Source organism: Thermostichus lividus PCC 6715 (genome assembly GCF_002754935.1).
In the GTDB taxonomy this organism is placed as follows: Bacteria; Cyanobacteriota; Cyanobacteriia; order Thermosynechococcales; family Thermosynechococcaceae; genus Thermosynechococcus; species Thermosynechococcus lividus.
Map to the genome: position 1 here is coordinate 605,629 of NZ_CP018092.1, position 24,603 is coordinate 630,231.

The 24,603-nt window shown below is 53.5% G+C and carries 22 protein-coding genes, 1 tRNA gene, 4 pseudogenes and 1 riboswitch; of the genes and pseudogenes, 11 read left to right on the forward strand and 16 right to left on the reverse strand.

What is annotated here, in order from left to right:
* Positions 1-33: 33 nt before the first annotated feature.
* Positions 34-330 carry a DUF1816 domain-containing protein gene (locus tag BRW62_RS03060; RefSeq protein ID WP_099798229.1) on the reverse strand — a complete coding sequence of 99 codons (297 nt, stop codon included), beginning with the start codon at positions 328-330 and terminating at the stop codon, positions 34-36.
* 312 nt (positions 331-642) lie between these two features.
* On the opposite strand from BRW62_RS03060, the gene BRW62_RS03065 reads away from it, so the two are divergent.
* Complete coding sequence (locus tag BRW62_RS03065; RefSeq protein ID WP_099798230.1) at positions 643-1,140, forward strand: DUF2085 domain-containing protein; 498 nt, start codon at positions 643-645, stop codon at positions 1,138-1,140.
* 139 nt (positions 1,141-1,279) lie between these two features.
* A complete protein-coding gene (glnA, locus tag BRW62_RS03070) occupies positions 1,280-2,695 on the forward strand; it encodes a type I glutamate--ammonia ligase (RefSeq protein ID WP_099798231.1) in 1,416 nt (471 codons plus the stop codon).
* Positions 2,696-2,835: 140 nt separating this feature from the next.
* On the opposite strand, the gene BRW62_RS03075 is transcribed toward glnA, so the two are convergent.
* The 5 genes and pseudogenes from BRW62_RS03075 to pds form a co-directional block, all read right to left on the reverse strand.
* Complete coding sequence (locus BRW62_RS03075) at positions 2,836-3,072, reverse strand: 2Fe-2S iron-sulfur cluster-binding protein (protein WP_099798232.1); 237 nt, start codon at positions 3,070-3,072, stop codon at positions 2,836-2,838.
* A complete protein-coding gene (locus tag BRW62_RS03080; RefSeq protein WP_099798233.1) occupies positions 3,069-4,064 on the reverse strand; it encodes an aspartate carbamoyltransferase catalytic subunit in 996 nt (331 codons plus the stop codon). The genes BRW62_RS03075 and BRW62_RS03080 overlap by 4 nt, the downstream gene beginning before the upstream one ends.
* Positions 4,061-4,578 (reverse strand): annotated as a pseudogene (locus BRW62_RS03085) (phosphoribosyltransferase). The gene BRW62_RS03080 and the pseudogene BRW62_RS03085 overlap by 4 nt, the downstream one beginning before the upstream one ends.
* Before the next feature lie 5 nt (positions 4,579-4,583).
* Positions 4,584-5,482: pseudogene (locus BRW62_RS15035) on the reverse strand (phytoene synthase).
* Positions 5,483-5,500: 18 nt separating this feature from the next.
* Positions 5,501-6,910, reverse strand: coding sequence for a 15-cis-phytoene desaturase (gene pds, locus BRW62_RS03095; RefSeq protein ID WP_099798234.1), 1,410 nt, complete (start codon positions 6,908-6,910; stop codon positions 5,501-5,503).
* A gap of 191 nt (positions 6,911-7,101) precedes the next feature.
* Here pds and BRW62_RS03100 point away from each other — a divergent pair, with 191 nt between their 5' ends.
* Positions 7,102-8,346 (forward strand): FAD-dependent hydroxylase, encoded by a 1,245-nt coding sequence (locus BRW62_RS03100; protein ID WP_198406130.1) that lies wholly within the window; start codon positions 7,102-7,104, stop codon positions 8,344-8,346.
* On the opposite strand, the gene BRW62_RS03105 is transcribed toward BRW62_RS03100, so the two are convergent.
* The 4 genes from BRW62_RS03105 to BRW62_RS03115 form a co-directional block, all read right to left on the reverse strand.
* A complete protein-coding gene (locus BRW62_RS03105; protein WP_198406131.1) occupies positions 8,343-9,068 on the reverse strand; it encodes a hypothetical protein in 726 nt (241 codons plus the stop codon). The two genes, BRW62_RS03100 and BRW62_RS03105, sit on opposite strands and share 4 nt — an antisense overlap.
* Before the next feature lie 11 nt (positions 9,069-9,079).
* Complete coding sequence (locus tag BRW62_RS13245; protein ID WP_198406132.1) at positions 9,080-9,451, reverse strand: hypothetical protein; 372 nt, start codon at positions 9,449-9,451, stop codon at positions 9,080-9,082.
* Between the two features lie 3 nt (positions 9,452-9,454).
* Positions 9,455-10,759: a hypothetical protein gene (locus BRW62_RS03110; RefSeq protein WP_227517535.1), complete on the reverse strand. Its 1,305-nt coding sequence runs from the start codon at positions 10,757-10,759 to the stop codon at positions 9,455-9,457.
* A gap of 434 nt (positions 10,760-11,193) precedes the next feature.
* Complete coding sequence (locus BRW62_RS03115; protein ID WP_099798237.1) at positions 11,194-13,500, reverse strand: heavy metal translocating P-type ATPase; 2,307 nt, start codon at positions 13,498-13,500, stop codon at positions 11,194-11,196.
* Between the two features lie 684 nt (positions 13,501-14,184).
* Here BRW62_RS03115 and BRW62_RS03120 point away from each other — a divergent pair.
* Both BRW62_RS03120 and BRW62_RS03125 read left to right on the forward strand, forming a co-directional pair.
* Positions 14,185-14,400, forward strand: a complete 216-nt coding sequence (locus tag BRW62_RS03120) for a hypothetical protein (protein WP_099798238.1) — start codon at positions 14,185-14,187, stop codon at positions 14,398-14,400.
* Between the two features lie 61 nt (positions 14,401-14,461).
* Positions 14,462-14,576: riboswitch (Glutamine riboswitch) on the forward strand.
* 39 nt (positions 14,577-14,615) lie between these two features.
* Positions 14,616-15,059 (forward strand): DUF4278 domain-containing protein, encoded by a 444-nt coding sequence (locus BRW62_RS03125; RefSeq protein ID WP_099798239.1) that lies wholly within the window; start codon positions 14,616-14,618, stop codon positions 15,057-15,059.
* Between the two features lie 163 nt (positions 15,060-15,222).
* On the opposite strand, the gene BRW62_RS03130 is transcribed toward BRW62_RS03125, so the two are convergent.
* From BRW62_RS03130 to BRW62_RS03145, 4 genes and pseudogenes are all read right to left on the reverse strand, one after another.
* Positions 15,223-15,489: a DUF3181 family protein gene (locus BRW62_RS03130; protein ID WP_227517536.1), complete on the reverse strand. Its 267-nt coding sequence runs from the start codon at positions 15,487-15,489 to the stop codon at positions 15,223-15,225.
* Entirely contained in the window at positions 15,486-15,740 is a 255-nt protein-coding gene (locus BRW62_RS03135; RefSeq protein WP_099798240.1) for a hypothetical protein, read from the reverse strand. Before BRW62_RS03135 ends, BRW62_RS03130 begins: the two co-directional genes overlap by 4 nt.
* 106 nt (positions 15,741-15,846) lie before the next feature.
* Positions 15,847-17,045: pseudogene (locus BRW62_RS03140) on the reverse strand (RNA-guided endonuclease InsQ/TnpB family protein).
* 321 nt (positions 17,046-17,366) lie between these two features.
* Positions 17,367-18,524 (reverse strand): RNA-guided endonuclease InsQ/TnpB family protein, encoded by a 1,158-nt coding sequence (locus BRW62_RS03145; protein WP_099798241.1) that lies wholly within the window; start codon positions 18,522-18,524, stop codon positions 17,367-17,369.
* A gap of 203 nt (positions 18,525-18,727) precedes the next feature.
* Between BRW62_RS03145 and apcD the strand changes: the two genes are divergently transcribed.
* The 4 genes and pseudogenes from apcD (at position 18,728) to BRW62_RS03165 (ending at position 21,972) form a co-directional block, all read left to right on the forward strand.
* Complete coding sequence (apcD, locus tag BRW62_RS03150; RefSeq protein ID WP_198406133.1) at positions 18,728-19,213, forward strand: allophycocyanin subunit alpha-B; 486 nt, start codon at positions 18,728-18,730, stop codon at positions 19,211-19,213.
* 92 nt (positions 19,214-19,305) lie between these two features.
* A complete protein-coding gene (gene proB, locus BRW62_RS03155; RefSeq protein ID WP_099799810.1) occupies positions 19,306-20,415 on the forward strand; it encodes a glutamate 5-kinase in 1,110 nt (369 codons plus the stop codon).
* Positions 20,416-20,752: 337 nt separating this feature from the next.
* A pseudogene (locus BRW62_RS03160) lies at positions 20,753-21,121 on the forward strand (IS110 family transposase); the annotation flags it as partial.
* A 314-nt stretch (positions 21,122-21,435) separates the two neighbouring features.
* Positions 21,436-21,972: a tetratricopeptide repeat protein gene (locus tag BRW62_RS03165; protein ID WP_099798244.1), complete on the forward strand. Its 537-nt coding sequence runs from the start codon at positions 21,436-21,438 to the stop codon at positions 21,970-21,972.
* Between the two features lie 33 nt (positions 21,973-22,005).
* Here the strand turns inward: BRW62_RS03165 and BRW62_RS03170 are convergent, their stop codons facing one another.
* Positions 22,006-22,302: a hypothetical protein gene (locus BRW62_RS03170; protein WP_099798245.1), complete on the reverse strand. Its 297-nt coding sequence runs from the start codon at positions 22,300-22,302 to the stop codon at positions 22,006-22,008.
* Between the two features lie 423 nt (positions 22,303-22,725).
* A tRNA-Ser gene (locus BRW62_RS03175) sits at positions 22,726-22,810 on the reverse strand.
* Between the two features lie 35 nt (positions 22,811-22,845).
* On the opposite strand from BRW62_RS03175, the gene BRW62_RS03180 reads away from it, so the two are divergent.
* Both BRW62_RS03180 and cbiE read left to right on the forward strand, forming a co-directional pair.
* Positions 22,846-23,460, forward strand: coding sequence for a precorrin-8X methylmutase (locus tag BRW62_RS03180; RefSeq protein WP_099798246.1), 615 nt, complete (start codon positions 22,846-22,848; stop codon positions 23,458-23,460).
* Positions 23,457-24,572, forward strand: a complete 1,116-nt coding sequence (cbiE, locus tag BRW62_RS03185) for a precorrin-6y C5,15-methyltransferase (decarboxylating) subunit CbiE (protein WP_227517538.1) — start codon at positions 23,457-23,459, stop codon at positions 24,570-24,572. The genes BRW62_RS03180 and cbiE overlap by 4 nt, the downstream gene beginning before the upstream one ends.
* The last annotated feature ends 31 nt before the right edge of the window (positions 24,573-24,603 follow it).

Genomic DNA, 24,603 nt, shown 5'->3' on the forward strand with positions numbered 1-24,603 from the left:
CGACTCCGCCGCCGTCTGAGGTCACCCTGCTGTTTAAGGCACGGCAGAACTAAGGGGCATCAGAGGCTTTTTTGCCATTTCCTCATCAATTGTCAGATCCTGAGGCCGACACCGCAATACTTCGACATCAAAGCCTTCAGCACCTTCTGCTTTCAAATCTTCAAGGTAACCGTCCTTTTCCTTATCGGCTTCGGCTGGAGTGAGAAACGGCCCAAAGTAGTAGATGCAGTGGGGCTGCTGTGTTTCAACCTTGACCCACCACGCTAAACCAATTTCATTGACAACATTGGCCAGCCAGCCAGTAAAGGTTGTGTTATTATCGCCAACCATTTAGTATATTCCTCCGGTAATTGCCTAACGACCCCAACCAATCTGGTTCGCTCTCTATTTGTGTATAACTGATCCCCTCACAAATGTGTATGCGGAAAATTCCAAACCATAAATTGTCATATTTATTTACGTCTAGGATCAGAATTGATGCAGATCAACCCAATCTATCGCCTTGAGCAATGGTGACAATTTTAGAATGTTGGGAATACTTCAAGTCCTCTAGGGTAGAAGCGTGAGACCACTGAATTGCCGACATTATCGAAGCTTTGGTAAATTATGGAGTGCTCCCTACCAAATATAGCGTAAGCGTTTATGAACCGACGGCGATCGCCCGCCTCGCTCTGGCTAGACACCCTTCTTGCTGCTCTACTCCTTGGGCCGTTGTTGGCTCCATTCTTAGCGGCCAGTCAGTTTCTGTTTTTACCCCGGATTGCCCACATTATCTACACCATGGGGAACCACGTCTGTCCCCAACCAGAGATGGGCGTGGTGTTGGCACCCCCTTGGACGATGGCTGTGTGTATGCGCTGTTATGGGACGTTGATGGCCGTCTTGCTGACCCGCGTGTGGATTGGGCGATCGCCCGCCGCTCAGGAATGGTACTGGCTGCATCAGTACGGGGGCCGTGGCTGGGCAGTTGCCATCCTGTTAATGTTGTTTTACCCCCTAGAGTGGGCATTACAACACTACGGTGTCTGGGACTACTCTAACTGGGTGGTCTTTCCCTTTGGCGCGATCGCTGGCTTAGGGCTTGGCCTGTTAATCATGCCGCGCCTATACCCCAAAGCTTCCTTGGCGGCGTCCCATTGAGGAACCACCGTTCGTAAGGAATCATGCTGCAACGAGAATCAAGGCTTTTTGGTAGCCTGCGATACAAAAAACGGTGAAGTCAACTTTCTACCATAGATTGTCGCTGCGGTGCGCCCAAACATAGAAGGAGTAACCTTACATGGCAACGCCCCAAGAAATCCTTGATTTGATCAACAGCAAGTACGAGTTAATCGACTTGAAATTTATTGACATGCCCGGAACATGGCAACACTTGACCGTTCACAAGAGCCAATTAAATGAAAGCTCGTTTAGCGATGGTGTTGCCTTTGACGGCTCCAGCATTCGCGGTTGGAAAGCCATCAACGAATCCGACATGATGATGGTGCCCGATCCTGAGACAGCGTGGGAAGATCCCTTCATGAAAGAACCCACCCTCAGCATGATCTGCACTATTAAAGACCCTCGCACTGGTGAACTCTACGATCGCTGTCCCCGCTCCATTGCCACCCGTGCCATTGAATACCTAAAAGCCACTGGCATTGGCGATACGGCATTCTTTGGGCCAGAAGCTGAGTTTTTCGTCTTTGATGATGTTCGCTACGACCAAAATCAAAAATCGGGCTACTACTATATTGATAGCGCTGAAGGTCTTTGGAACACTGGCCGTGAAGAAGACGGTGGCAACCTTGGCTACAAAATCCGCGGCAAAGAAGGGTATTTCCCCGTTGCGCCAACGGATACCCTCCAAGACTTGCGTACGGAAATGCTCTTAACGATGGCCAAATGTGGGGTACCCATTGAAAAACACCACCACGAAGTGGCAACGGGGGGTCAGTGCGAGTTGGGTCTGCGCTTTGGCACCCTTATTCAAGCAGCAGACTGGCTGATGACCTATAAGTATTGTGTCAAGAACGTGGCGCGCAAGCACGGTAAAGTGGCTACCTTCATGCCCAAGCCAGTGTTCAATGACAATGGCTCCGGCATGCACACCCACCAATCGATTTGGAAAGATGGTCAGCCGCTCTTTTGGGGCGATGGCTATGCCAACCTCAGCCAAACCGCTCTTTGGTACATTGGTGGTATTCTTAAGCATGCCCCAGCGCTGTTGGCCTTCACCAACCCGACGACTAACTCCTACAAGCGTCTAGTGCCGGGGTTTGAAGCACCGGTGAACTTAGCCTACTCCCAAGGCAACCGCTCCGCGTCTGTGCGGATTCCGCTGACCGGCACAAACCCGAAAGCAAAGCGCTTAGAGTTTCGCTGCCCCGATGCCACCAGTAACCCCTACTTAGCCTTTGCCGCCATGCTGTGTGCAGGGATTGACGGTATTAAAAATCAAATTGATCCTGGTAGCCCGCTGGATGTCGATATCTACGACCTCAGCCCTGAAGAGCTGGCCAAAATTCCCTCTACCCCTGGTTCTTTGATGGCAGCGCTAGAAAATCTGCAAAAGGATCATAGCTTCTTGACCGCTGGTGGGGTCTTTAGCGAAGACTTTATCCTCAACTGGATTCAGTACAAACTCGACACCGAAGTGATTCCGATGTCACTGCGTCCCCATCCCTACGAGTTTGCCCTTTACTTCGATGCCTAGGCGCATTGAAGACTAAAAGTAGCTCAGAGGTGGTTCCAAAAGAGCCGCCTCTTTTTTAGTGAGGTTTAGCAATGTGAATAAAACAATGTGAATAAAAACCAAAAATCTACAGAATCCTTGCGAGAAAAGCTGCAGGAACCTTACCAAGTTGGGTCACTAAAAACAGAGGCAGTCACGGTGAGGCGATCGCCCGCAAGGGTGGAAATACAGGCGCGAATTTCCTCGCCATCTTCTAGCTCCAGCGTGCACGCACCACAACTCCCCATACAGCAGCCCGTGGGAATCTCAACCCCGGCGCGATCGGCCACGGTCAACCACGATTCCCCAGCCTCAGCACTCACCGATACGTTCTCGGGCAAAAAGGTTACCGTAATCATCCACCTGCGTCCGGCGTACTCCCCATCAAATATAACAAGGCCATCCGCACCGCCACACCACTGGTCACCTGTTGGTTCACGAGGCTGACGTGCCCATCATCAAGTAAGGCGGAACTCAGTTCTACCCCACGGTTCACAGGCCCCGGATGCAGAACCCGCACGTGGGGCTGGCACAGCCGTAGCCGTTCGTGGGTAATGCCAAACTGTTGGTGATACTCGCGCAAACTGGGAATCAAATGCTGATCCATGCGCTCCCGCTGCAACCGCAGGGTCATCACGATGTCGGCCTTGGCGAGGGCTGGCTCTAGCTGCCAGTGGAGGGTGACCCCATACTTGGCAAACTCAGGCGGCAAGAGGGTCGGCGGCCCTGCCAGATGCACATCGGCACCAGCAGTCGTCAGGCTATAGAGGTTGGAGCGTGCCACCCGGGAATGGCGAATATCTCCGACAATGGCAATTTTTTTCCCCCGGAGAAGTTCACAGCGGGGCTGACGAGGACTGTAAAGCTGACAGAGGGTAAATAAATCTAAAAGGGCTTGGGAGGGGTGCTCGTGCAGGCCATCCCCGGCATTGAGAACCGCCACCTGAGTGCCAAGGCGATCCATTTCAGCCGCAATGGTGTGGGGCACCCCCGACTGTTGGTGGCGAATAACCATGAATTCCGCCCCCATCGCCCAGAGGGTCTTGGCGGTATCCAGAATGGTTTCCCCCTTACTGAGGGCAGAGGTTCCCGGCGCAAAGTTAAGAATATCGGCAGAGAGACGCTTGGCTGCTAGTTCAAAACTATTGCGAGTGCGGGTGGAGCTTTCAAAAAAGAGATTGGCAACCACCCTAGCTTGGAGCGTTGGCACTTTTTTGGTGCGGCGATTCAGTACCTCCTGAAAGCTGGCGGCGGTTTGCAGGACAATATCTAGCTCTGGAACGCTAAAGTCCTGGAGCGACAGGATATGACGGCGGTGCCATTGCAGAGGTGTGTGGAGGGATGAGGTCATGGACAGGGGCTAAAGGTTGCGGCTAAATCGGTCACACTCAACTGTTCGTAGCGCTCAAAGGGCTGATGAATCCACGGATTGTCCGGTAGGTAGTGCACATAATAGTCGGGCGTGATACAGGAGGCGGCCTTGTACCACAGTACTGCAGTACGAATCTCTTCAATTGCAAAGCCGTACTTTACGTCGAGCCAGCGTAGCGTCTTTTTCAGTGACACGCCGGAATCAACCAAGTCATCGACTAGGAGCACATGGCTGCCAAGGTTGGCGGTGGTCATGGTTAGGTCATGGCCAAAGGTGATGCGCCCCCGTTCTTGGTTATGCACTCCTGTGTAGGAGGATACCGCCAGAATGGCTAGGGGCTGCCGAAATAGGCGGCTGAGAATATCCCCGACCCGTAGCCCCCCTTAGCTAGGCAAAGCACTTGATTAAACTGCCAGCCAGAGTCGTGGATGGCGATCGCCAACTGCTCAATGGTGCGATGGTAGTCGTCCCAGTTGATATAGAGGTCTGCCATAGCCCCTAGAACGTGGCCTTCAGCCAAGAGAGGGGAATAAAAAAGGTTTTGCGCAGATCCGAGACAAAGGCGCGGCGATTAAACACATCGTAGCCATTGCGCTCAATGACATCCAAAATTTCGCGATAGAGCATCAGGGCAGACCACACCGGCCAGCGGGCATCGCGCTCAAGGTAGGCCACGCCCACCTCTGCTTCACGGTAAAATTCCCGCGCCCGCTGAATCTGGAATTGCATGAGGGCACGCCAGCGATCGTCGATCACGCCTCGCTGCAGATCGGCTTCGCTGTAATTAAAGGCGTGCAGGTCTTCAAGGGGCAGATAGATACGCCCCCGCCGCATGTCCTCGCCAACATCCCGCAAAATATTCGTGAGTTGGTTGGCAATGCCTAGGGCAATGGCCTGATCCTTGAGGGTGCCCTTAGCATGGTAGGGATCGACCCATGGCGCGCAGAGGCGATCGCTAAAGGGGTTCCCCCCATCACCTCAAGGGACATTAAGCCAACGGTGCCAGCCACGCGATAGCAGTACAGTTCTAGCTCGGCAAAGGTTTCGTAGCGGCTGCGGTGCAAGTCCATCCGCTGACCGGCAATCATATCCCGAAAGGGCTGGATATCGAGGGGAAACTGTTCCAAGGTGGCGGTTAAGGCCAAATCCATCGCATCGTGGGGTCGCCCGGCAAAAATATCCTCGAGGCGGGCTTCCCAGTCATCTAAGGTGGCCATGGTGGTGGTGGCTGCCTGCGGACCATCCACCAGTTCATCCGTGCGCCGACACCAAACGTAAATCGCCCAAATGGCACGCCGCTTTGCCAAGGGCATCAGGAGCGTGCCGAGGTAAAACGTTTTGGCGTAGGTGGCTGTGACTTGGCGGCACAGCTCGTAGGCTTCGTCAAGGGGAATCAAGGGGGGGCGTACTCGGCTCTAGGCAGTTGCAGCATTGGCGACAGTCTGAGTAGAGGGCATAGGGGGCTGCTGGGCGATCGCCTGCGCTGCCAGCTTACCAGAAAGTACCGCCCCTTCCATACTCCCCAAGTAGGGCTGCATTGTATAGCTGCCGGATAGAAAGAAGTTGGGAATGGGGGTGACCTGATCGGGACGGAAGGCTTGGCGACCGGGGGTTGCTTTGTAAACCGAGCGGGGGGTTTTCACAACCGCCGCTTTCAGCACTTTAGCAGGTTCCGGCAGGTGATTTGGAAATAATTTTGCCAGTTCAGCAAGTGTCGCTTCAATAATCTCTGCATCGGGGCGACCAATCCACTCGGCGGCGGGGGCTAGCACTAACTCCAGCATGGATTTATCGGGGTCGGCATAGCCTTTGCAGGTTTCACTCATGTCGGCATACACACTCAGCAGGGGCGATCGCGAAAAGAGGAGGTGATCGACCGTCGGCAGCTTGCGGTCAAACCAAATTTGTACGTTGATCACGGGTACCCCTTCCAAGCCGTTCAGTTTTTGGAAAAAGGGTAGCTCTTGCCAAGGTTTCGGCAGCAGTAGCTTGATGGCATCCACCGAGAGGGCTGAGACGTAGGCATCGGCAGTTACCTCAAAGCGGCGTTGACTTTCGGAATCCGCCATGACAAAGCACTGAACGGAGAGATCCTCTTTGAGCACAATTTCCCGCAGGGCAACATTGGTGTGCACTTCGCCGCCCCGTGCCGTGATGTACTCCACAATAGGCTGACACAGCCGCTCAGGGGGTGACCCATCCAAAAAGGCAATTTTTGAGCCATAGCGTTCCCGCAAAAAGCGGTTCATGGCCGTGAGGGGAATGGTGGCAGAGACCTCATCGGGGTTAATAAAGGTCAGGGCTTTTGAGGCGGCAATGAAAATATCCGAGTTCACCCGCTCATCAATGCCTTGGCGCTCTAGCCACTCGAGGAGGGTGTATTTATCCATAGCTTCAACATATTTTTGCCCCCGCACAATGGCTGGCCACAGACCCAAGGCAAAGCGCAGTTTTTGCTCCCACGTCAGCATATCGTTATTGCGCAGGATTGAAAGCAGCACGTTGATGGGGGAAGGCAGATCGGGAACATCAAACCACGAGAGCACTTCGGGATTTTCCGGCTGATTGAAAATCAAGGCGTGGCGCTTCCATTGCAGGCGATCGCTAATGCCTAATTCTTCAAGTAGTTGCAACATGTTGGGATACGCCCCAAAGAAGGCGTGTAGCCCTGTTTCTACCCAGTCGCCATCGGCATCTTGCCATGCTGCCACCAACCCCCCCAGCACAGCGGCACGTTCAAAAATAATGGGGGTGTGCCCCGCATCAACTAAGTACTTGGCGCAGGCTAATCCTGCTAGACCCCCACCAGCAATTGCAACTCGCATGAATGACGCTATCCTTGTTTGACCCTACTGTTTGTTAACCCAGCTTTGGGGCGATCGTGAAAAGCTTTTTATTATTATATTTACAAAACGTTACGCAGGAATGGCCGACCCCGAAATTCCTGTGGCTCAGGAGAGCGCGTTAAAATCCAAATGGAACTGCTCAGTTGCCTTATTGCACCCAAACTCCTGTGATGACCTCTTCGTTTCTGCCGTTCGACCCCTGTGCTCCAGCCGTTCCCTGCCAATTACCGCCGGTGGATGTGGCGATTGTTGGGGGGGGAGTGGTTGGCCTTAGTTTAGCCTGTGCCCTGCGCCAGAGCGCTCTTAAGGTCGCCGTAATTGAAGCGGTGCCCACCGCCGGGGCGATCGCCAAGGGGCAAGCCTATGCGCTGCATCAGGTGTCGCGACAGTTTTTTCGTGAGATTGGGGTTTGGGAGGCCTTAGCCCCCCGGATTCAGCCCTTTGAGCAGGTACAACTTTCGGATGGTACCTTTTCCCAGACAGTGCGTTTTGACCCGCAGGATTTAGGCACGGAGGTCATTGGTTATGTGGCCGAGCATGCTGTGCTGGTGGACACGCTACAGGCGACGCTCAAGGCGGCCAGCAATGTGGTGGTCTATTGCCCATGGCGAGTGATAGAAACTCAAGGGGGGGGCGATCGCGCTCAGTTAACCCTAGTGAGTGCTGACTTGGCTCAGCCACAGGTGGCTCACCTCAGCGCCCGGTTGATTGTGGCGGCGGATGGAGGTAAATCTGCTGTGCGGGAGCAAATGGGTCTGAAACCGTGGGGCTGGCATTACCCTCAATCCTGCGTTGTGGCCACCCTCAACGTTGCCCATCCCCAACCCGTGCTGGCCTACGAGCGCTTTTGGCCCACCGGCCCGCTGGGGGTGTTGCCTTTGCCGGGCGATCGCTACCGTGTGGTCTGGACGCTGCCCCATGAGATGGCGGCGGCGGTTCTGGCGCTGGAGGATGCTGCCTTTTTAGAGCGGTTGCGGCCTTACCTTGACCCCGCTATGGCAGAGATCACTGGCGTGAGTGAGCGATTTATCTTCCCCACCCAACTGATGCAGGTGAATTCCTACGTGGGCGATCGCTGCGTGGTCATTGGCGATGCGGCACACCGCTGTCATCCGGTGGGAGGGCAGGGCTTAAACTTGGGGCTGCGAGATGTCTGGGCATTGGCAGCACAACTACAGGCGATCGCCCCCCAAGACATTGGCAGCTACCCTCAACTGCGGCAGTTTCAGCGGCAGCGGTTTTGGCAAAACAGCCTGACCTTGGCCTTCACCGACCTTCTGAATCGTCTCTTTTCCAATAATTGGCTCCCCCTTGTCCTGCTCCGTCGCGGTGGTTTGCTGGCTCTGCGATCAATCCCGATCCTGAGGCAGGGCGTGTTGCGATTCATGGCAGGTCTCACCTTCCCAGTGTCTTAGGGAAAGCGCTGCGATCGATAGCGGTAGAGCACAAAGGGAACAACGGGTGCAAGAATCACCAAGAAGCCGTACAGGCCAACCACAGTGGCTAAATCCGTATGGAAAAAATCCCGCGCTAGGCGCACCAAGTCGTGATCAATTCCCCCTTTGCCCATGAGGTAGAGTTCCCGAAACACATCGTTGAACTGCAACTGCCACGCAAAGCGCATATTAAATAGCACAATAAAAAAGCCCAGCATGGCATAAAGGGGGCGCTCAATGGCGTAGCGACACCCCCAGCCGCTCAGCGCACGGTAGAGAAAAATCATCGCAAATAGGAGTTCAAAGCCGTGCCCCATCGCTACAAAGAGCATCTCGTGAATGGGACTCAGGGCAAAAAGAGTGTAGATTGCGGTCAATACGCCAAGGGCGATCAATAGCGGCCGATGGTGGCGACAGTAGTAGGCCAAGCCTGCTAACCCAGCGTAAAGCAGCACCACTAAAAAACCGACGCGATCGCCATGCAGCGTCACGCCACCGCCGTAGCGAAAATCAAAGGCAGGAATGGCCGGATAGCCAAACAGCCATGCGGTGAATGCGTGCCCCAGCTCATGCACCAGTGTGATTAATGGACTCAACAAAAAGGTGACCTGCTCGGAACTGAGCACCAGTAGCGCCAGACCGATCCCTGCTACAACCACCTGCCAGTCGTTGCTCGTGGGGTCTTGCCCGGGCAGACTCACCTTGCTCACGGCTAGGGAGGGGCTGGAGACGGTTGTGGTGAGGCAGTGCGCAGGAGGTCGCCCTGAGCCACCTTCTGTAGGCGACTGCAGCTAGTGAGGTCAAGGGACGTTTCCCACAGCAGAGCGTCCTGATGGTAGGCGCTAACAATGGCACTAAAGGTTGGGTAGGTGGGCCACTGCACTAGTTCGCGGCTCAACAGCGTCAGGGCGATCGCCGCGGGCACCGGTGCTGGACACAGTAACCCCAAGTATAAACACTGGCTTTTGTGCTGCACCTCAACCTGAATCCCCTTCGGAGCCAACGCTTGGGTGAGGAGGGTCTGCACTGCCCCCAGATCCCCCATGGCGGCTGCTTGCCGCAGCGAGTGCTGTGCTGTGCCCATGGCTTACTCCGATTTGAGCCGCCGCTGCCAGTCGCGATCAATTCTCTCTGATTGTGCGAGTTCCTGCTCAAGAAGATCTTGATCAGAGCGGTAGGCAAGGTTGTCCTCATCAACCTGTCTCTCTTGGGCGTAGGCTTGAGCCGCTCTCAGTTTGGCTTGCACCTCGGTGCTGGGGTTCGCCAAAATTGCCGCATAGCGATAGCGGCGGGCATTGCGATCGCGAATGCGCTGATTTTGCCACAGTAACCAGTAATATCGTCCTAGGGGAATTCCCAAAAAGCCAAGGCCATACCCCAATAACACCCAAAAAATAGAGGCGACAAAGGCCACTAGCCCCCCTAACTCTTGGGCAATCTCGCCATCCCCCAGCAGGTACCAGAGCATGAGGGCACCAATGAGGTTGACGCAGCCAAGGCCAATCGCCACCATAATTTGCCACGCCGGTGCACGACTAAACCGCCAGAGATGCTCCTCTAGGATGGGGGGTAAGGAGGGCTGAGGCCGCCGCCGTTGCCCTGCGGTGGTTTGCAGATCAGGAAACCGGTAGATAATTTGACCCGTTTCAGTTACCTCGGGGCGGCCATTGAAGTGGCTGAGCACCGGAATCATAAAAGACTCGTCATCGCTGGGGCGATCGCCGAGATCAAGGTAGGGGGCAATCTGCTCCGCTATGACGGCTCCTTGATGTTGGCGAATAACTTGACCAATCAGTTGCCAGCGGCGCTCCTCAAGATCGGCATTGGGGTTACCGTCCCCAAATAAAAACGAATAGACCCCTTCAAAGAAGTTCATCTCTTCGCTGTCATCTCTGCTGCGCCCTCTCGTTGCGCTGCTGGACACCGGCGATCGCCGTCGCGAGGAGGTATCCCCAAAGAAAAACCAAAAGTCCGGAAAAACCCACCAACGAATGCTGCCACCACCCCATGAACCACCCTCGCCATTGCTATCGTCACTATTGCGGCCTTGGGTTGCTAAGGCAATGAGAATAATGGCGATCGCCAAGAAAATCAGGACAATAGACACCACGAGGAAAATACCAAAGGAGATGCGAATAAGATAAAACAGCACCCCCCAGACCCGCTGCCACAGTGCATGGAGTTGCAGTTGCCAATACTTTGCCTGCAAAATACTGCGAAAGTTGGGGGGCAGCACGTAGGCAATATCGCCACTTTCAGCAACTTGCAGCGTACCGCCGACCTCCCCTGCCAAGGCAAGGAGACCCCTTTCTGCCTCCTGGAGTGGCAACCCCACCGCCGCTGCCACATCCCCGGCAGTGACACGGTAGCCAAGGGTTTCAACAGCCCGCATTAGTCGGCGATCCACATTCATCAAAACCTCCCGACCCCACTATGGGCTAAGGCTCTATCCCTACTGTGACATACTCTCAGGGGTGATTGACAGCCTCCCCACCGCAAGCGGACGGGGTTTTCCGCTCACATTCGATAAAAGTGAACGGGCGATGACCACACCCCACATCTGCGGGGCATCGAACCCCTTGATGAAGGCACTTGCATCCCGATGCTCACCTGACCTTTTGGGCGGTGAGCGACAGGTAGAGCGCGAGGCTTACCGATTGCCGCAGAACCGTACTACACGGAACTGTGTAGGGGCGGTTTGCTCACGCCTTTACGAGTTCGTTTGTGGACTACGTAAGAATCCCCCACCTTTAGGTGGTGGGAGTGTCAAACCCAGCGATCGCCCCGCAGAGGCAGAACTGCATCGACAGCCACTGCGGGATGCGCTCATACAGAGCGATGCTGCGGTGGAATATGCTGGACTGGATGTTCTGGGTGCGTGGCTTCCCACTCCGCAAGGAACTCTTTGGTATCTTTGACTGGAGGTAAGGGCAACGCGCCTCCCGGACCAGTCAAGGGGCGTAACCCGTTGAGTTCCGCCAAGATCGCGGTTCCATTGTTAATGACCACCGCAAGGATAGGATCAAGGGCAAAGAAGATGCCTGACAGCAGCGCACCAATGTTTGGAATGGCTACAATGGCTGTGTTTTGCCAGACAATTTCCATGGCTTGCTTGGCAATGCGAATAGCAAGGGTTAGCCCCCGCAAATCATCTTCCATCAGCACTACATCTGCGGTCTCCCGAGCAATATCCGTAGCACCAGCAAAGGAAATAGACACATCTGCATAGGCCAAGGCCGCGGAGTCATTGATGCCATCACCGCAGAAGGCAACTACTTTACCGCTGTCGTGGAGACTGCGCACCACCTCAACTTTCTTTTCGGGAAAGGCTTCAGCGTAGATATTCTGGGGAGCAATGCCAAGATCCTTCGCCACCGCACGAGCAACTCGACCCACATCGCCCGTGAGCATATGGGGGGTAATGCCTGCACCTTTGAGTTCGCGAATGACCTCGGGGCTTTCATTGCGCATCGGGTCACTGTAAAGGATGACACCAATGAGATGGCCATCACCAGCAATATAAACCAGCGATGCCCGCCCAGAATTGAGATCCGGGAACCGCTCATTCAGTTCGTTTAGGCAAATGTTCTCCTGATCCATCATGCGGCGGCTGCCCACCCGCAGATCCACACCCCGAACCTTGGTCACCACCCCTAAGCCCACACGGTATTCCCAGTCTTCGCAGTCGTAAAGGGGCACGTTTGTCTCGCGGGCATGGCGGACAATGGCTTCAGCAACCGGATGGGTCAGCCCTTGCTCGGCACTGGCAGCCATACTGAGGATGTCCTCTGCACTGAAACGGGGATCCATCACTTTAATATCGGTAACCCCTGCATGCCCTTGGGTGAGGGTGCCGGTTTTGTCAAAGACGATGGTGTCAATCTGCGCCAATTTTTCAATGGCGCGGCCACTGCGGATCAAGACACCGTGCTGCGCTGCGTAGGTGAGGGCAGAAAGAATGGTCGTGGGCACCGATACGCGGATCCCTGTCCCTAGATCAAGGGTGAGCAGGGCGATCGCCCGATTCAAGTCACCGGAGAGCAGTCCCACACCAGTACCAATGGCAAGGGTGGGAATCACCGCTCGGTTGGCCACCGCCGCCGCGTAGTTTTCAATACGAGTATCGTGCACCGGGGCAGCCTGCATGAGGCCGACAATAACTCCTGCGCGGGTATTGTTGCCAACCCGCTCAGCTAAAATGACCAGTTGGCCATCGACTAGGAGCGTTGAGGCAAAAACCTCCATCCCTTCACTGCGGGTAACAGGGACTGATTCCCCCGTTAGCTTACACTGATCAATTAAGCCGGTGCCCCGCAGCACAATGCCATCGACCGGAATTTGGTCACCGGGGTAAACAACGACGCGATCGCCTTCGACAATATCTTTAACTTCTACTTCTACCTCAACCCCATCGCGCTCTACAAACGCAGTCTTGCCAAGGCAGTCCAGCAGATTGAGATTAGCGCGCTCCGACCCACGGGCTGTCAGATCCCGAATGACTTCCCCCCCTTCGACTAACCCCAACATAAAGGAAGGAGCAAAATAATGACCTTGCATCGTGTGCAGCGCGATCGCCAACCCATCTAGAAAATCAATGGTTAACTGCTTTTCCTCTTGCAGAGCATCCCATGCCCGCTTAAAGACGGGCATCGCTCCAGCAATAACCACACTGGCAATCACATACCCCGGAATAGGCAGCCCCATGAGAGAGCCTAAGCTCAGCCCCAACCCCAAGGCGGACAGCCCTAGGCGCTCCCAATAATTAATTTCATGACTTTCAGTTGCCGGCGCTGCTTTTTCTGCCGCTAGGACAGGTAAGTCCGGATTAGCTGCCACCTGAATAGACTCAAAAATCTGCCCCTGTACGGTTGCCAGTGCTTCGCCAAAAAGCTTGGGATTGTACTCCACAACTAAAGACCGCGCAGGCGGGTTAATCCGTGCCGTAGTAACAGCGGGTAAGGTTCCCACAATATAGAGGAGGCGTGCGCCATACTCCGCATCAACGCCCAAGCGGGGAATCCGAATCCGAAACCGTCCAGTGATCCAATGAACGACTTGATAATGAATCGTTTCTGCCGCAACAGTAGTGGCTAAATTCGACTCAGGGGAAGCACTGCGGGCAATGGTAGTCATGGTTGGTTCCTGAATGGGATAAAACTGTCAAGCACAGGTCGTATTCAAAGGTTTCAGAGGTATTCTATGGCTTGTAGCTGAGGTATTCTATGGCTTGTAGCTTAAGACACGGAGATGACAACATCATGGCAGCACTGTGAACCCGAAGTGACAAAAGTTGATTCAAATTAAAGCAGTCTATGCAATGAAAGGCAATGTGTCATGGGACGATTTATAGGAGTGATGTGGGCGGGCTAAAACCCCTCCGCTTTAGCGAGGGGATACAGCCAACTCAGGGGGCTTTAGCCCTCTCTATGTGTTAAACTAGAGACGTGGAAAGTAGGCGTATCAACTACGCGAAGAAACATCCTAGTACGGAGAAATCCCGGCAAGTAAGTCACTACCGCTTTGGCGGCAAGCCTAAACCACTGCAAGCAATGGCAGGATGTTGAGCGTATCGAATTGGCTAGTGTTGAAAAGCGCGAAACCACGAACCGAAACATAAACGTAGTCCCAATAGCAGAAATGCTTGAGGTGAGTAGGGGGTCTTTGACTGCCCCCACCCGCATTAAGTTGTGGGTGACAGCTCAAGGGAAAAGCGAAGCAACGCGGCTTCAGCCCGTTGCGTAGCATCCTTTGGGAATCCCCTCTCTTTCAAGGAGGGGAGAAGTCAAACCTTACAACTTACATTTGCAAATTAGCCAAATGTACCAACAAGGGCAGTCCTTCTTTGCAACAGCAAAAGTAGAAGATTGGCTGAGACAGTATCAACAAAATCCTGCCGACTACATCATCTCTTTTTCTCAACATCCCGCCCCTCCCAATTCTGGCTTGGTCTATGTGGTACAGGTTCACCTGCAACGGCGTGATGGCCAGCCCGTAGATCCATGGCTATTGGCACAGCTTCAAGGAGGCCAATAGTAAAGTTTTGTGAACAACTTGCGTTAAGGTGGAGAAATTGTTAAATTAGATACAGAAATGAATCGTTCATCTCTCTCAGGACATCAGTAAAACGCGTTTAAGACGTTAGTGACTCGTCAGCGTTGTTCCTGTAGTCAGAGACGGAAGTAGGGAAAGTGATCCCGAAGGAACGCGCCTCAAATGATCCACCTTGTAATAAAAATGGGGCGACAACTATGACTACTCTTACCTATCGCGGCGTTCAGTACAACTACGTTCCTCCTGCGATCAACACACAAGCCACGGATGTGGTGGCCAAATATCGCGGCACTACCTACCGTGTGGCCACAGCAGTGAATCCACCGGAAGACTCGCTGAAAATCATGACCTATCGCGGTGTTAAGTACCAAAAAGGCAAAAAATTGGCGGGAGTGCCGGCAGCACGGATGGCCGATACAACGGTGTCTGTAGCGATGCCTTCAGGTATTAATGAAATGGCACGTTCATTGGCAATGGCTCATCACGCTACCATCAAAAGCCGTGAGCAAACCCTGTTGGCACGGACTGCTGCTGCTATTGGTATGCCCGCCACTGCCGCCAACTACTGGAGCCAAATTCAAGGCAAAATCAATCCTGTATTTGGTGCCACCTACGATCGCTCCCACGTTGCCCTTAGCTAGGGCAATCAGGGGCGCAGCCCATTAGCCAAATGTAGATGAACATCAGGGAGCTAGGGATACAACTTGGCTCCCTTCTTAGTGGGATCGCAGGCTGTGTCCACCGCAACCATAAAGGTGTAGGTCTGCCATCAGAGGTTGTCTTGGCGGAAGTGGTTGAGCAGTTCTAAAAGGCTATCTTGATTCGTTTTGGGAACCAACCGGTCAAGGGAGAGAGACTCTTGGCCACCCCCAGAGGCACGCTCACCTCCTGCAACACTGCTTGTACGTGGCTACGGTTCACCTCTCCCTGCTCTAGGAGGGGCAAAAATGCCTCCGCAAGGGGGGTATGCAGCTTGGCATCCCTGAGGTACAGATGCCATTTGGCCACATCAATGTAAATTTCACCACCAATGGCAGCAGCCAATCGTTCAATTAAGGGGGTGCGACTCATGGGGTAAACTCTCCATCGGCGTAGCGGGCGATCGCAAAGATATACGCCCCATGCCCCAGCAATAGCACCAGCCACCCCAAAGTGAGTAGGGGTAAAAAGGGCAAAGCATGGGGCTGAACTTGGTGCCAAAACCAACCGCCCGAGTTCACTGCGGCAAATGCTGCCACATGAACGGCAAAATTCATGCGATCGTCTAAACGACGGTAGCGCGGATCTCGACGATCCGGTTTACGGGGCCAGCGAGGGGGCATAGTAGAATACTCCGCATTCAAGCGTGTTAAGGAATGGACATGTGCTATTTTTACTGTACCGGATGTGTTGGCTCGTTACAGGTTGGTAAACTACCCGACGCTCCTCCTACGGACAGAGCGCGGGCTTTCGGTAGCCCTGCAGTTGGCACGCCAACCACGCTCCGTAGGTGGCGTCAGCCATACCTCTAGGCTGGTTTACAGGCAGCTCCAAAAGCGCAATTAGATTCGCACCGTTAAAGTCAGCCTCCCCCTGCCAACCGCAATGGCCACAAGTAAACCCCTTGCCACTTCGATAAGACTTGCCTTGCACTGGATGAATGTGCAGGCATTGGTGACAGATTTGCGAGGTATATACCGGATTAACCGCAAGCACCTGAACGCCTGCCTGAAGTGCCTTATAGGCGATAAACAAACGCAATTGAAAGAATGCCCAACCACTAGAGCTGCGTCGCTCGGTCTTGTTGCGCGGCAGCTTGTTGGTGCATTCTCTGATACCTGTCAAATCTTCCACAGCAATTACAGCATTCAAGGCGTTAGCCCGCTGCACAATCGCTTTGCTGATTTGATGGTTCAACCATTGCTGATAACGGCGATTTTTACCCGACAACCGTTCCAAACTCTGTCTTGCCCTGCGGCGAGTCGATCGGGTGCCTTTCGAGCGTTTTGCTTGGAGCGACGCTCTCACCTTAGACAACCGATCTCTAACTTGCTGAATGTCCTGACCGTCCCACTTTTCCACTTCAGACGTAACCGCAATATCTCTGTGTCCAAAGTCAACGCCAATCACATTACTTGATTGACTTGATTGGTCTGACTCTGGTGCTTCAGTCTTCAGTTGGATGTGCAGATAGACGTTGCCGTCTCGATGCTTGCAAAGCTGAGCCGAGGTTGGCTGACGCCCTTTGAGTGTGCCTCTTTGGTAATGGCCTGCATTCAACTTCACCTTTTCTGTGCCTTGAACTGTTGCAAGGCTAACCTGCCACTCCTTATCGTTGAAGGTAAACAGATCGCTGCCACAGTCGATACTGGTTGGTGCAAACCGTTTAACAGGCTTGCCTTTGAGTTTAGCAGTCTTACCGCCACACGAGCGCACGCCCTGAGCGCTATGTTGGCCACCAAGGAGAATGTCTCTTTGATGGTCTGGTCGGTCAAGGACTGAAGAGCGATTTTGTTGGTGAGTTTGGGATGGGTGTTGTCATTGACATAGTTGCACGCATCAGCAAACACCTGAAGAGTTGCCGCCAGTTTGGACGCTTGCTCAGGCGTAGGTTGAAGCTTTACAACGAGTGTCAGGACTTGTTTCATGGTTGGTACTTTACCACCACGTGAAGATTGCCTGCAATGGTCAAGAGTATTACTGATTTCGGCGGTATTGAGCCGCACTCATACGCCTTTGGCGCAGCGAAGCTCGACAGCGCTCCTCCCCCCCTGACCGCCAAGCTTCGCTGTGGCGGGAGCACCTCGGAGGTCTAGGTGGGAATGTATGCCTCAGCACCAACCCTGTCATCGACAGCAGCGCCACGGTGCTCTGCTCGTTCCCGCACTTCGCTTTCTTTGTTAGCTTTTCACCCGCTGTCTAAAGGCGTAGGACATTCACAAAAGGCTAAGGGGGTAAACTTCCCCGCCCTAGAAGGGCGAGGCTTTCTGTAGCCCTCCGGCTATCTCGCAAGCTAGCCAGGAGCCTCCAGGCAGCGTTACGGACTGCCCCAAAAGCGCAATATTGATTGCTCCATTTAGGTCTGCATCACCAATCCATCCGCAATGCCCACACTTGAACTTTTTTTCAGTCCTCAGCCCAATATGCAAGCAACAATGGCAGGTTTGACTGGTATAGGCAGGTGGTACAGCAACCACCTCAACTCCTTCCTTGATACCCTTGTATTCCAGGAATTGTCGCAACTGATAGAACGCCCAACTGTTAGACCGTCTCCGCTCGGTCGTGTTTCTCGGTTGCTGGTTGATTCTATCTCGAATGCCTGTCAAATCCTCGATAGCAACAATGGCATGGAGTTGTTTTGCTTCACGAATGATGGATGCACTGATGGAATGATTGAGCCATCGCTGAAAACGTCTCTCCCTCCCCGACAGCCGTTGCAGGACTTGTCGGCATCTACGCCGACTCGACCGTGTGCCCTTCGAGGCTTTTTGCTGGAGCGATGCTCTCACTTTGGCGAAATGATCTCGGACTTGATTCAACTGCTTAGCATCCCAACCTTGATCGGTACTAGTTTTAGCGATTTCACGCCGACCGAAATCAACGCCAATCCCCTTGTCCGACTGAATGGGTTCAGGAGCTTCGTCGCTCAGTTGAATGTGGATGTAGTATCTTCCATCTCTGTGCTTGCACAGTTGAGCCGAAGTGGGTTTACACCCCTTCAGCTGGCCGCGCTGGTAGTGTCCTATTTCCAGTTTGATGTGTTCTCTACATCCCAGCAGGGTCAGGCTGACTGTCCAATCCTTCTCCCGAAAAGAGAAGATTCGGGCATCGTAGTCTGCCGAAGTTGGACGAAACGCTTTGACAGGTTTGCCCTTCACTTTGGCTGTTTTTCGATTCGCCCCAACCCTGGCGCAAACCCTGACTGCCTGATTAGCACTCAACCCAAACTGTTCTCGCAGGTCGTTATAGACCAACGACTGAATCGTTGTTTTGCTGGTTGTTTTGGGTTTGACTCGCTCATTGGCATAGTTGCAAGCAGCAGCAAACGCCTGAAGCACTGCCTCAATCTTGGCATTTTGTTCGGGTGTGGTTGCAAGTTTGCAAACTAGTGTCAGAGTTTGTTTCATCCTTTTATATTCTCACCCGTGACTATGAAAAACAAGCGTACTAAACTTGGCAATTTCGGGGGTATTGAACCCCTCTCAATTGCCGCTCCTGTCCCTCCCCGACCTGAAGGTGCGGGGCTTCTCGGAGGTTTTCTGTGAAAAAAACTGTGACCGGGCGACCACCGTCCTCTAAAATGAGGAATGTATTAAGCGGTGTTAGCAATATGAGTGTCATTAGTCAGGTTCTTCTCAAAGCGGACGATGAATTGCGCTACCCCACCACAGGCGAACTCAAGGCAATTAGTGACTTTTTTGAAACGGGCGCGCAACGCCTACGCATTGCCACGACATTAGCTGAAAATGAAAAACGGTTGGTAGAGCAAGCCAGTAAGCAACTGTGGCAAAAGCGGCCTGACTTTATTGCTCCTGGTGGTAATGCCTATGGCCAAAAACAGCGTGCCCTCTGCTTACGCGACTATAGCTGGTATATGCGCTTAATTACCTACGGTATTTTGTCAGGGGACAAAGAACCCATTGAGCGCACTGGACTCATTGGGGTGCGGGAAATGTACAACTCCTTAGGGGTGCCGATGGCTGGTATGGTAGAAGCCATTCGCTGTCTGAAGGATGTCTCCTTGTCGCTGTTGAGTGCCGAGGAGGCGGAAGTTGCTGCTCCCTACTTTGACTACATTATCCAAGCCATGTCCTAAAGTACTCTCATCGTTCCGATAAACGCCTTTAGCGTACGATCCCCCGCCCTAGGGACGGGGGTATATTTTTATGGTGGATCGTGTTAGGCACCATGGCACAAACCATTGTGGTTAAAATTGGCACCTCTAGTTTGACAGGGGGCAAGGAGGGAACTCTGGCACTGGCCACCATCGCCCAGCTTGTGGATGTGCTCTGGGGCTGTCGGCAGCGGGGCGATCGCGTCGTGCTGGTATCTTCGGGAGCGGTGGGCGTAGGAGCAGTGCGGCTGGGGTTGCAGGAGCGTCCACAACAGTTGGCGCAAAAACAGGCGGTGGCAGCCGTGGGGCAAGGTCACTTAATGCGGATGTACGATGATCTGTTTAGTATGCTGCACCAGCCCATCGCCCAAATTCTGTTAACGCGACAGAACTTTGTCGATCGCCAAAGCTACCTCAATATTTTTAATACATTTCAGGCTCTCTTTGACTTGGGGGTCATTCCCATCGTCAACGAAAATGATACCGTCGCAGTGGATGAACTGAAATTTGGAGATAACGATACCCTCTCGGCGTTGGTGGCCAGCTTAGTCGAAGCCGATTGGCTCTTTTTGCTGACGGATGTGGATCGTCTCTACTCAGCGGATCCACGGTTGGATAAAACGGCTGTGCCCATTGAGCGGGTTCAATCCCTTGCAGCCCTAGAGCAAACGGTACAGGTGGGGGCAGCGGGTTCGCCGTGGGGCACGGGTGGGATGGCCACTAAAATTCGCGCAGCGGAGATTGCCACTGAAGCGGGGGTGCGAACGGTTATTACCGATGGGCGATCGCCCACCAACATTCTGAAAGTGATGGCGGGCGAGTCCTTGGGTACCCAGTTTGAACCAAAACCCAAAACCATCAATGCCCGCAAGCGCTGGATTGCCCGTGCCTTGATCCCGAAAGGCGAGTTATGGTTGGATGCCGGGGCAGTCAAAGCCATTACCGAGGGTGGGTGCTCCCTGTTGGCGGCAGGAATTACGAAAGTGTGTGGCGAGTTTCAAGCGCAAGATGCAGTAAAGCTCTGTGATCCTGACGGGGCAGAAGTGGCCCGCGGGCTGGTGAACTACAACAATGACGAAGTGCGTCGCGTTCAAGGGCAGCAGTCCACCGAACTGGCCAGCATCCTTGGCTATAGTGGTGCAGACACAATTATCCACCGTGATAATTTGGTGGTGACCCTGTAGTCATGAGTTTCTCCTGCCATACCTTGACAGTTTCGTAGTGCCGCCAGCTATAACCACTGATCCCAGAGAGAATGAATTGCCGCCCACAGGTGACGCAAATATGATTTTGTTTCCGGCATTGCTGAGTGTGGCTATGAATTGCCCTCATCCCCAACCCTTGTATCTTAAAACTAGAGAGATAGACCGTCACCCCTTAGATGCTAGACATCGTGGAGAAGCTAGGGTCATCTCTCTGATGCAACAGGTCAAACTCGAATCATCGGTTGGGACAGTAGAACCCGCATGACGCAAGGCTGAGTAAACACCTGATTTACCCCCAGACAGGCGCAAAAGTGATATGCAGGATCAAGAACAATGGATTGGCATTGATGTGTGTAAGCGGTGGCTAGATGTACATCTACGTCCCCAGAAGCAGAGTTTTCGCGTGAGCAACACCGCGAGTGGGATTCGCGAACTTCTGACTCACCTGTGTCCGCCTGAGGCGGTCGCTCGGGTGATTCTAGAATCCACTGGCGGCTATGAGCGGTCAGTGGCGTTGGTGCTGTCCACGCTAGCCTATCCCGTGGTCGTGATTAATGCTCGGCAAGCGCGAAACGTTGCCAAAGCTGCCAATCAACTGGCTAAAACCGATCCGGTCGATGCCGCGATTTTAGCCTGGTTTGGCGAAGCGATGAAACCGCCGATTCGCTCATTGGCCAGCAAATCATACTTCTATTCAGCAACGCCTTGTTTTCCTTGTCTGTTGCATCCATTCTTACGGATATGGGTAGATTGACGTTCGGGACACTGTATTCGTTTCTCCCCTAATTCATACCTATATTTCTATACTATGCAATGCCCAGAAAAGAAGTGCCTTAAATCTGCCGTGTGCCACCTCCGCGGGGAGTGATTTAGCCTCCGTTCACTGAGGTGTTTGAAGGAAGTCATGTATTTATGATAATCCTAGGGATGTTTATGCCTCGGGTCTTAAACACCCTTCATATGTATGATTGTCTCTTGTGATTGAGGACGTTGAGTACCATGGACGGTTTATTACCTGCCCTGTATTTAGGGGTGCTGATTGTATTGTTGGGGGTGTCTGCATGGTTTGTGCTGGGGCAAATTATTAAAACCCGCCGGATTGAAACCACCTTGGCGCGGCTACAACGCAAGCTCAAGCAAGAGCCGGGCACAACCCAAGAGTATTTTGAACTGGGCAGCATCTATCTCAGCAAAAAGCTAGCTACTCAGGCCATTCCCCTGCTGCAAAAGGCGCTAAAGGCAGCGGAAAATGAGCAGGAGACCTACCTAGCCCCTATTTACAATGCCCTTGGCTATGCCTACTTTATTCAGGAGCAGTACGATTTGGCTATTCGTTACTACAAGGATGCCTTGAAAAATCAGCCTGAGTACGTCACTGCGGCGAATAACCTCGGTCATGCCTACGAAAAGAAAAACCTAGCTCAGCCTGCCCTTGAGGCCTATCAGCACACCCTCAGGCACGATCCCAACAATGGGATTGCCCAGCGACGGGTCAGCTCTCTTCAAAAGCGTTTGAGTGGTGCTTCTGCTTCCTAACCCCTATTAACCAAGGTGTACACTTTCCAGTACTCAGATGCCTACACTAAAGCCAACACCTCGGTTGTTCCGTGGCTCTTCAAATTGCTTATAGACTTTGGGGTCTTGCCGCAGCCGCACGGGTTGAGGGGATAAACTGTCCTCTAATCCATCAGGATATTGCAGTTCATTGGCATTGGCAGAGGTTGAAGGTGCTGTTTGTAGGGCGGAGCGTAGATCTGGGCTGACCTCGATGGGGCCAATGGTTGCAGAGTTGGCAGAGGCGGGCAAGGTTGCAACCGTCAGTGGACTAGCGATCGCCAGTAGTGAAATGATCCATGAGTTACGCATAAATTAAAAATCCTCGAGTGATTAGCGAACGTTTTTACGTTGTTAAGGTTCAGGCAGTAGTGACTCCTAAGTGCGTCTGCGTAGTACCATAAAAAGAGACAAACGCTCTATTCTTTGTATTCTTTCTTTGTATTCTAGCGATTTGCCTGTGAGACAATAGAGAGCTTTAGCTGTTCTAGACGGGAAGCCCCGCGCTGTACCTGCTAGGGGCAGCGTCGGGATGAGGGTCGCGTGAGGCGTAGGCGAACAACTTGATTTATAACATAACAAAATTATCTGATACGGCAGAGGCGGTTGCCTGTGACAAGGGAAGCCCGCGCTCTATCTGAAGGATGAGTGTTGGATAGTTCACAAATTGCAATCAACAGCAAAAATAGACCCCTGAAACGATGGAAATAGGTCTAATCTGGCAGAAAATGGGTACGGAGAGAGAGGGATTCGAACCCTCGGTGAGTTGCCCCACACAGCATTTCCAGTGCTGCGCCTTCGACCACTCGGCCATCTCTCCTTTTTAGACAGCTTTCCTATCCTAGCAGAAGTCCTGTGTCTCTGATTCATCCCATTGCCCAAGAGAGTTTTAGGATTATTGATCACGAAATCGGCGACCACAGCTTTGATCCAGCCGCCTATGCCATTTTGCGGCGGATTATCCACAGCACGGCTGATTTTGAATTTAAGGATCTGCTGTACGCGCCGGCAGCAACTGTTGCCGCCATGACTCAGGCCTTGGCCACCGGGGTGCCCATTGTTACGGATGTGCGGATGGTCACCGTGGGGATTCAAACCATGGCCAGCCGTACCTTTGCAAATCCTGTGATCACTGCCTTGGACTATGGGCAGGCACCAGCCCCTGATCAAACCCGCACTGAAGCCGGGATGATTGCCGCTTGGCAGCAGTATCCCCAGGCGCTGTTTGTGATTGGGAACGCCCCCACGGCATTAATGGCGTTGTGCGATCGCCTCCGTCAAGGATCGGTTCTGCCAGCAGGGGTGATTGGGGTGCCGGTGGGGTTTGTCAATGTGGTGGAGTCTAAAGCTGCCCTTGCAAACCTAGCTGTGCCCCAAATTCGAGTGTCTGGGCGCAAAGGTGGTTCGGCGGTTGCTGCGGCCATTGTCAATGCCCTACTGGATTTAGCGTGGCAGGAGGGGCACGCTTGAGTCCTATCCATGTGGTGGGGATCGGTCTGGAGGGCATGGCAGGTCTGGGGAGTGCTACCCAAGCCATTATCCAGACGGCGACGCTATTGGTGGGGAGCGATCGCCACCTTGCTCTGATTCCGGAGCTTGGCATTCCGCGTCTTGAGCTACGCCAATTTAACGACAGTCTTGCTGCCCTAGAGACCCACCTGAGCACCACACCACATCCCCAAGTTGTCATTCTCACCAGTGGTGACCCTCTCTTTTATGGCCTAGGCCGCTGGCTCCTCACAGTTTTTCCAGCGGAGCAGTTGACCTTTCATCCTCACCTTACCGCCGTGCAGTTGGCCTTTAGTCGGCTCAAGCTGCCGTGGCAGGATGCCGCTATCTGTAGTGCCCACGGGCGAAACCTATCGGCATTGATTCCCTTACTGCAACAAGGCACGGCCAAAATTGCCATTTACACCGATGCTGAGGCCGACATCACCGCCATCAGTGCCCTCTATCAACGCCTGAACCTGCCGGTGTCCTACCAAGCATGGGTCTGCCAAGCTTTGGGTAGCCCCCAGGAGCAGATTCTCCCTTGGGAGTTGCACCAACCACCGGTTCCCTCCCCTGAGATCCATCCTCTCAACCTGGTGGTGCTGGTACGGCAACCTCAGCAGATCCCGGCTGCCGATCTCCCCTGCTTTGGCCTAGAGGATCACCAATTTTTCAGCTTTGGCGATCGCCCCGGCCTCATGACTAAACGAGAGGTACGGGTACTGGCCTTGGCAGAATTGGCCTTGACCCCTCAAGTGCAAGTGATTTGGGATATTGGCGCTGGCACCGGCAGTGTCGCCGTAGAAATCGCCCGCCTTTTACCCCATGCCACCGTCTATGCCGTTGAAAAAACCGCCGTCGGCTATCAACTCCTGTGCCAGAACCGCGATCGCTTTGGTCTGGCGAACTTAAAACCGATTCAGGGGATAGCTCCCACCGCCTTGGATTCCCTCCCTGATCCCGATCGAGTGTTTATTGGCGGCAGCGGCACGCTGTTGGCCACCAACTTAGAGGTGGCATGGTCACGCCTGCCCCCCAAGGCCGTATCGTCATGGCGATCGCCACCCTTGAGCACCAAGGCCAAGTTTTAGCGTGGTGTCATCAACACCATCTCAAACCACA

What these genes read in the sequence shown, in the direction of transcription:
- BRW62_RS03145 (WP_099798241.1), bottom strand. Translation starts at nt 18,524, where the DNA reads ATGAAACAAACTCTGACACTAGTTTGCAAACTTGCAACCACACCCGAA.
- BRW62_RS03170 (WP_099798245.1), bottom strand. Translation starts at nt 22,302, where the DNA reads ATGCGTAACTCATGGATCATTTCACTACTGGCGATCGCTAGTCCACTG.
- BRW62_RS03120 (WP_099798238.1), top strand. Translation starts at nt 14,185, where the DNA reads ATGTACCAACAAGGGCAGTCCTTCTTTGCAACAGCAAAAGTAGAAGAT.
- BRW62_RS03165 (WP_099798244.1), top strand. Translation starts at nt 21,436, where the DNA reads ATGGACGGTTTATTACCTGCCCTGTATTTAGGGGTGCTGATTGTATTG.
- proB (WP_099799810.1), top strand. Translation starts at nt 19,306, where the DNA reads ATGGCACAAACCATTGTGGTTAAAATTGGCACCTCTAGTTTGACAGGG.
- BRW62_RS03060 (WP_099798229.1), bottom strand. Translation starts at nt 330, where the DNA reads ATGGTTGGCGATAATAACACAACCTTTACTGGCTGGCTGGCCAATGTT.
- BRW62_RS03115 (WP_099798237.1), bottom strand. Translation starts at nt 13,500, where the DNA reads ATGACTACCATTGCCCGCAGTGCTTCCCCTGAGTCGAATTTAGCCACT.
- BRW62_RS03065 (WP_099798230.1), top strand. Translation starts at nt 643, where the DNA reads ATGAACCGACGGCGATCGCCCGCCTCGCTCTGGCTAGACACCCTTCTT.
- BRW62_RS13245 (WP_198406132.1), bottom strand. Translation starts at nt 9,451, where the DNA reads ATGGGCACAGCACAGCACTCGCTGCGGCAAGCAGCCGCCATGGGGGAT.
- pds (WP_099798234.1), bottom strand. Translation starts at nt 6,910, where the DNA reads ATGCGAGTTGCAATTGCTGGTGGGGGTCTAGCAGGATTAGCCTGCGCC.
- glnA (WP_099798231.1), top strand. Translation starts at nt 1,280, where the DNA reads ATGGCAACGCCCCAAGAAATCCTTGATTTGATCAACAGCAAGTACGAG.
- BRW62_RS03080 (WP_099798233.1), bottom strand. Translation starts at nt 4,064, where the DNA reads ATGACCTCATCCCTCCACACACCTCTGCAATGGCACCGCCGTCATATC.
- BRW62_RS03135 (WP_099798240.1), bottom strand. Translation starts at nt 15,740, where the DNA reads ATGCCCCCTCGCTGGCCCCGTAAACCGGATCGTCGAGATCCGCGCTAC.
- BRW62_RS03100 (WP_198406130.1), top strand. Translation starts at nt 7,102, where the DNA reads ATGACCTCTTCGTTTCTGCCGTTCGACCCCTGTGCTCCAGCCGTTCCC.
- apcD (WP_198406133.1), top strand. Translation starts at nt 18,728, where the DNA reads ATGAGTGTCATTAGTCAGGTTCTTCTCAAAGCGGACGATGAATTGCGC.
- BRW62_RS03125 (WP_099798239.1), top strand. Translation starts at nt 14,616, where the DNA reads ATGACTACTCTTACCTATCGCGGCGTTCAGTACAACTACGTTCCTCCT.
- BRW62_RS03110 (WP_227517535.1), bottom strand. Translation starts at nt 10,759, where the DNA reads ATGCGGGCTGTTGAAACCCTTGGCTACCGTGTCACTGCCGGGGATGTG.
- BRW62_RS03130 (WP_227517536.1), bottom strand. Translation starts at nt 15,489, where the DNA reads ATGAGTCGCACCCCCTTAATTGAACGATTGGCTGCTGCCATTGGTGGT.
- BRW62_RS03075 (WP_099798232.1), bottom strand. Translation starts at nt 3,072, where the DNA reads ATGATTACGGTAACCTTTTTGCCCGAGAACGTATCGGTGAGTGCTGAG.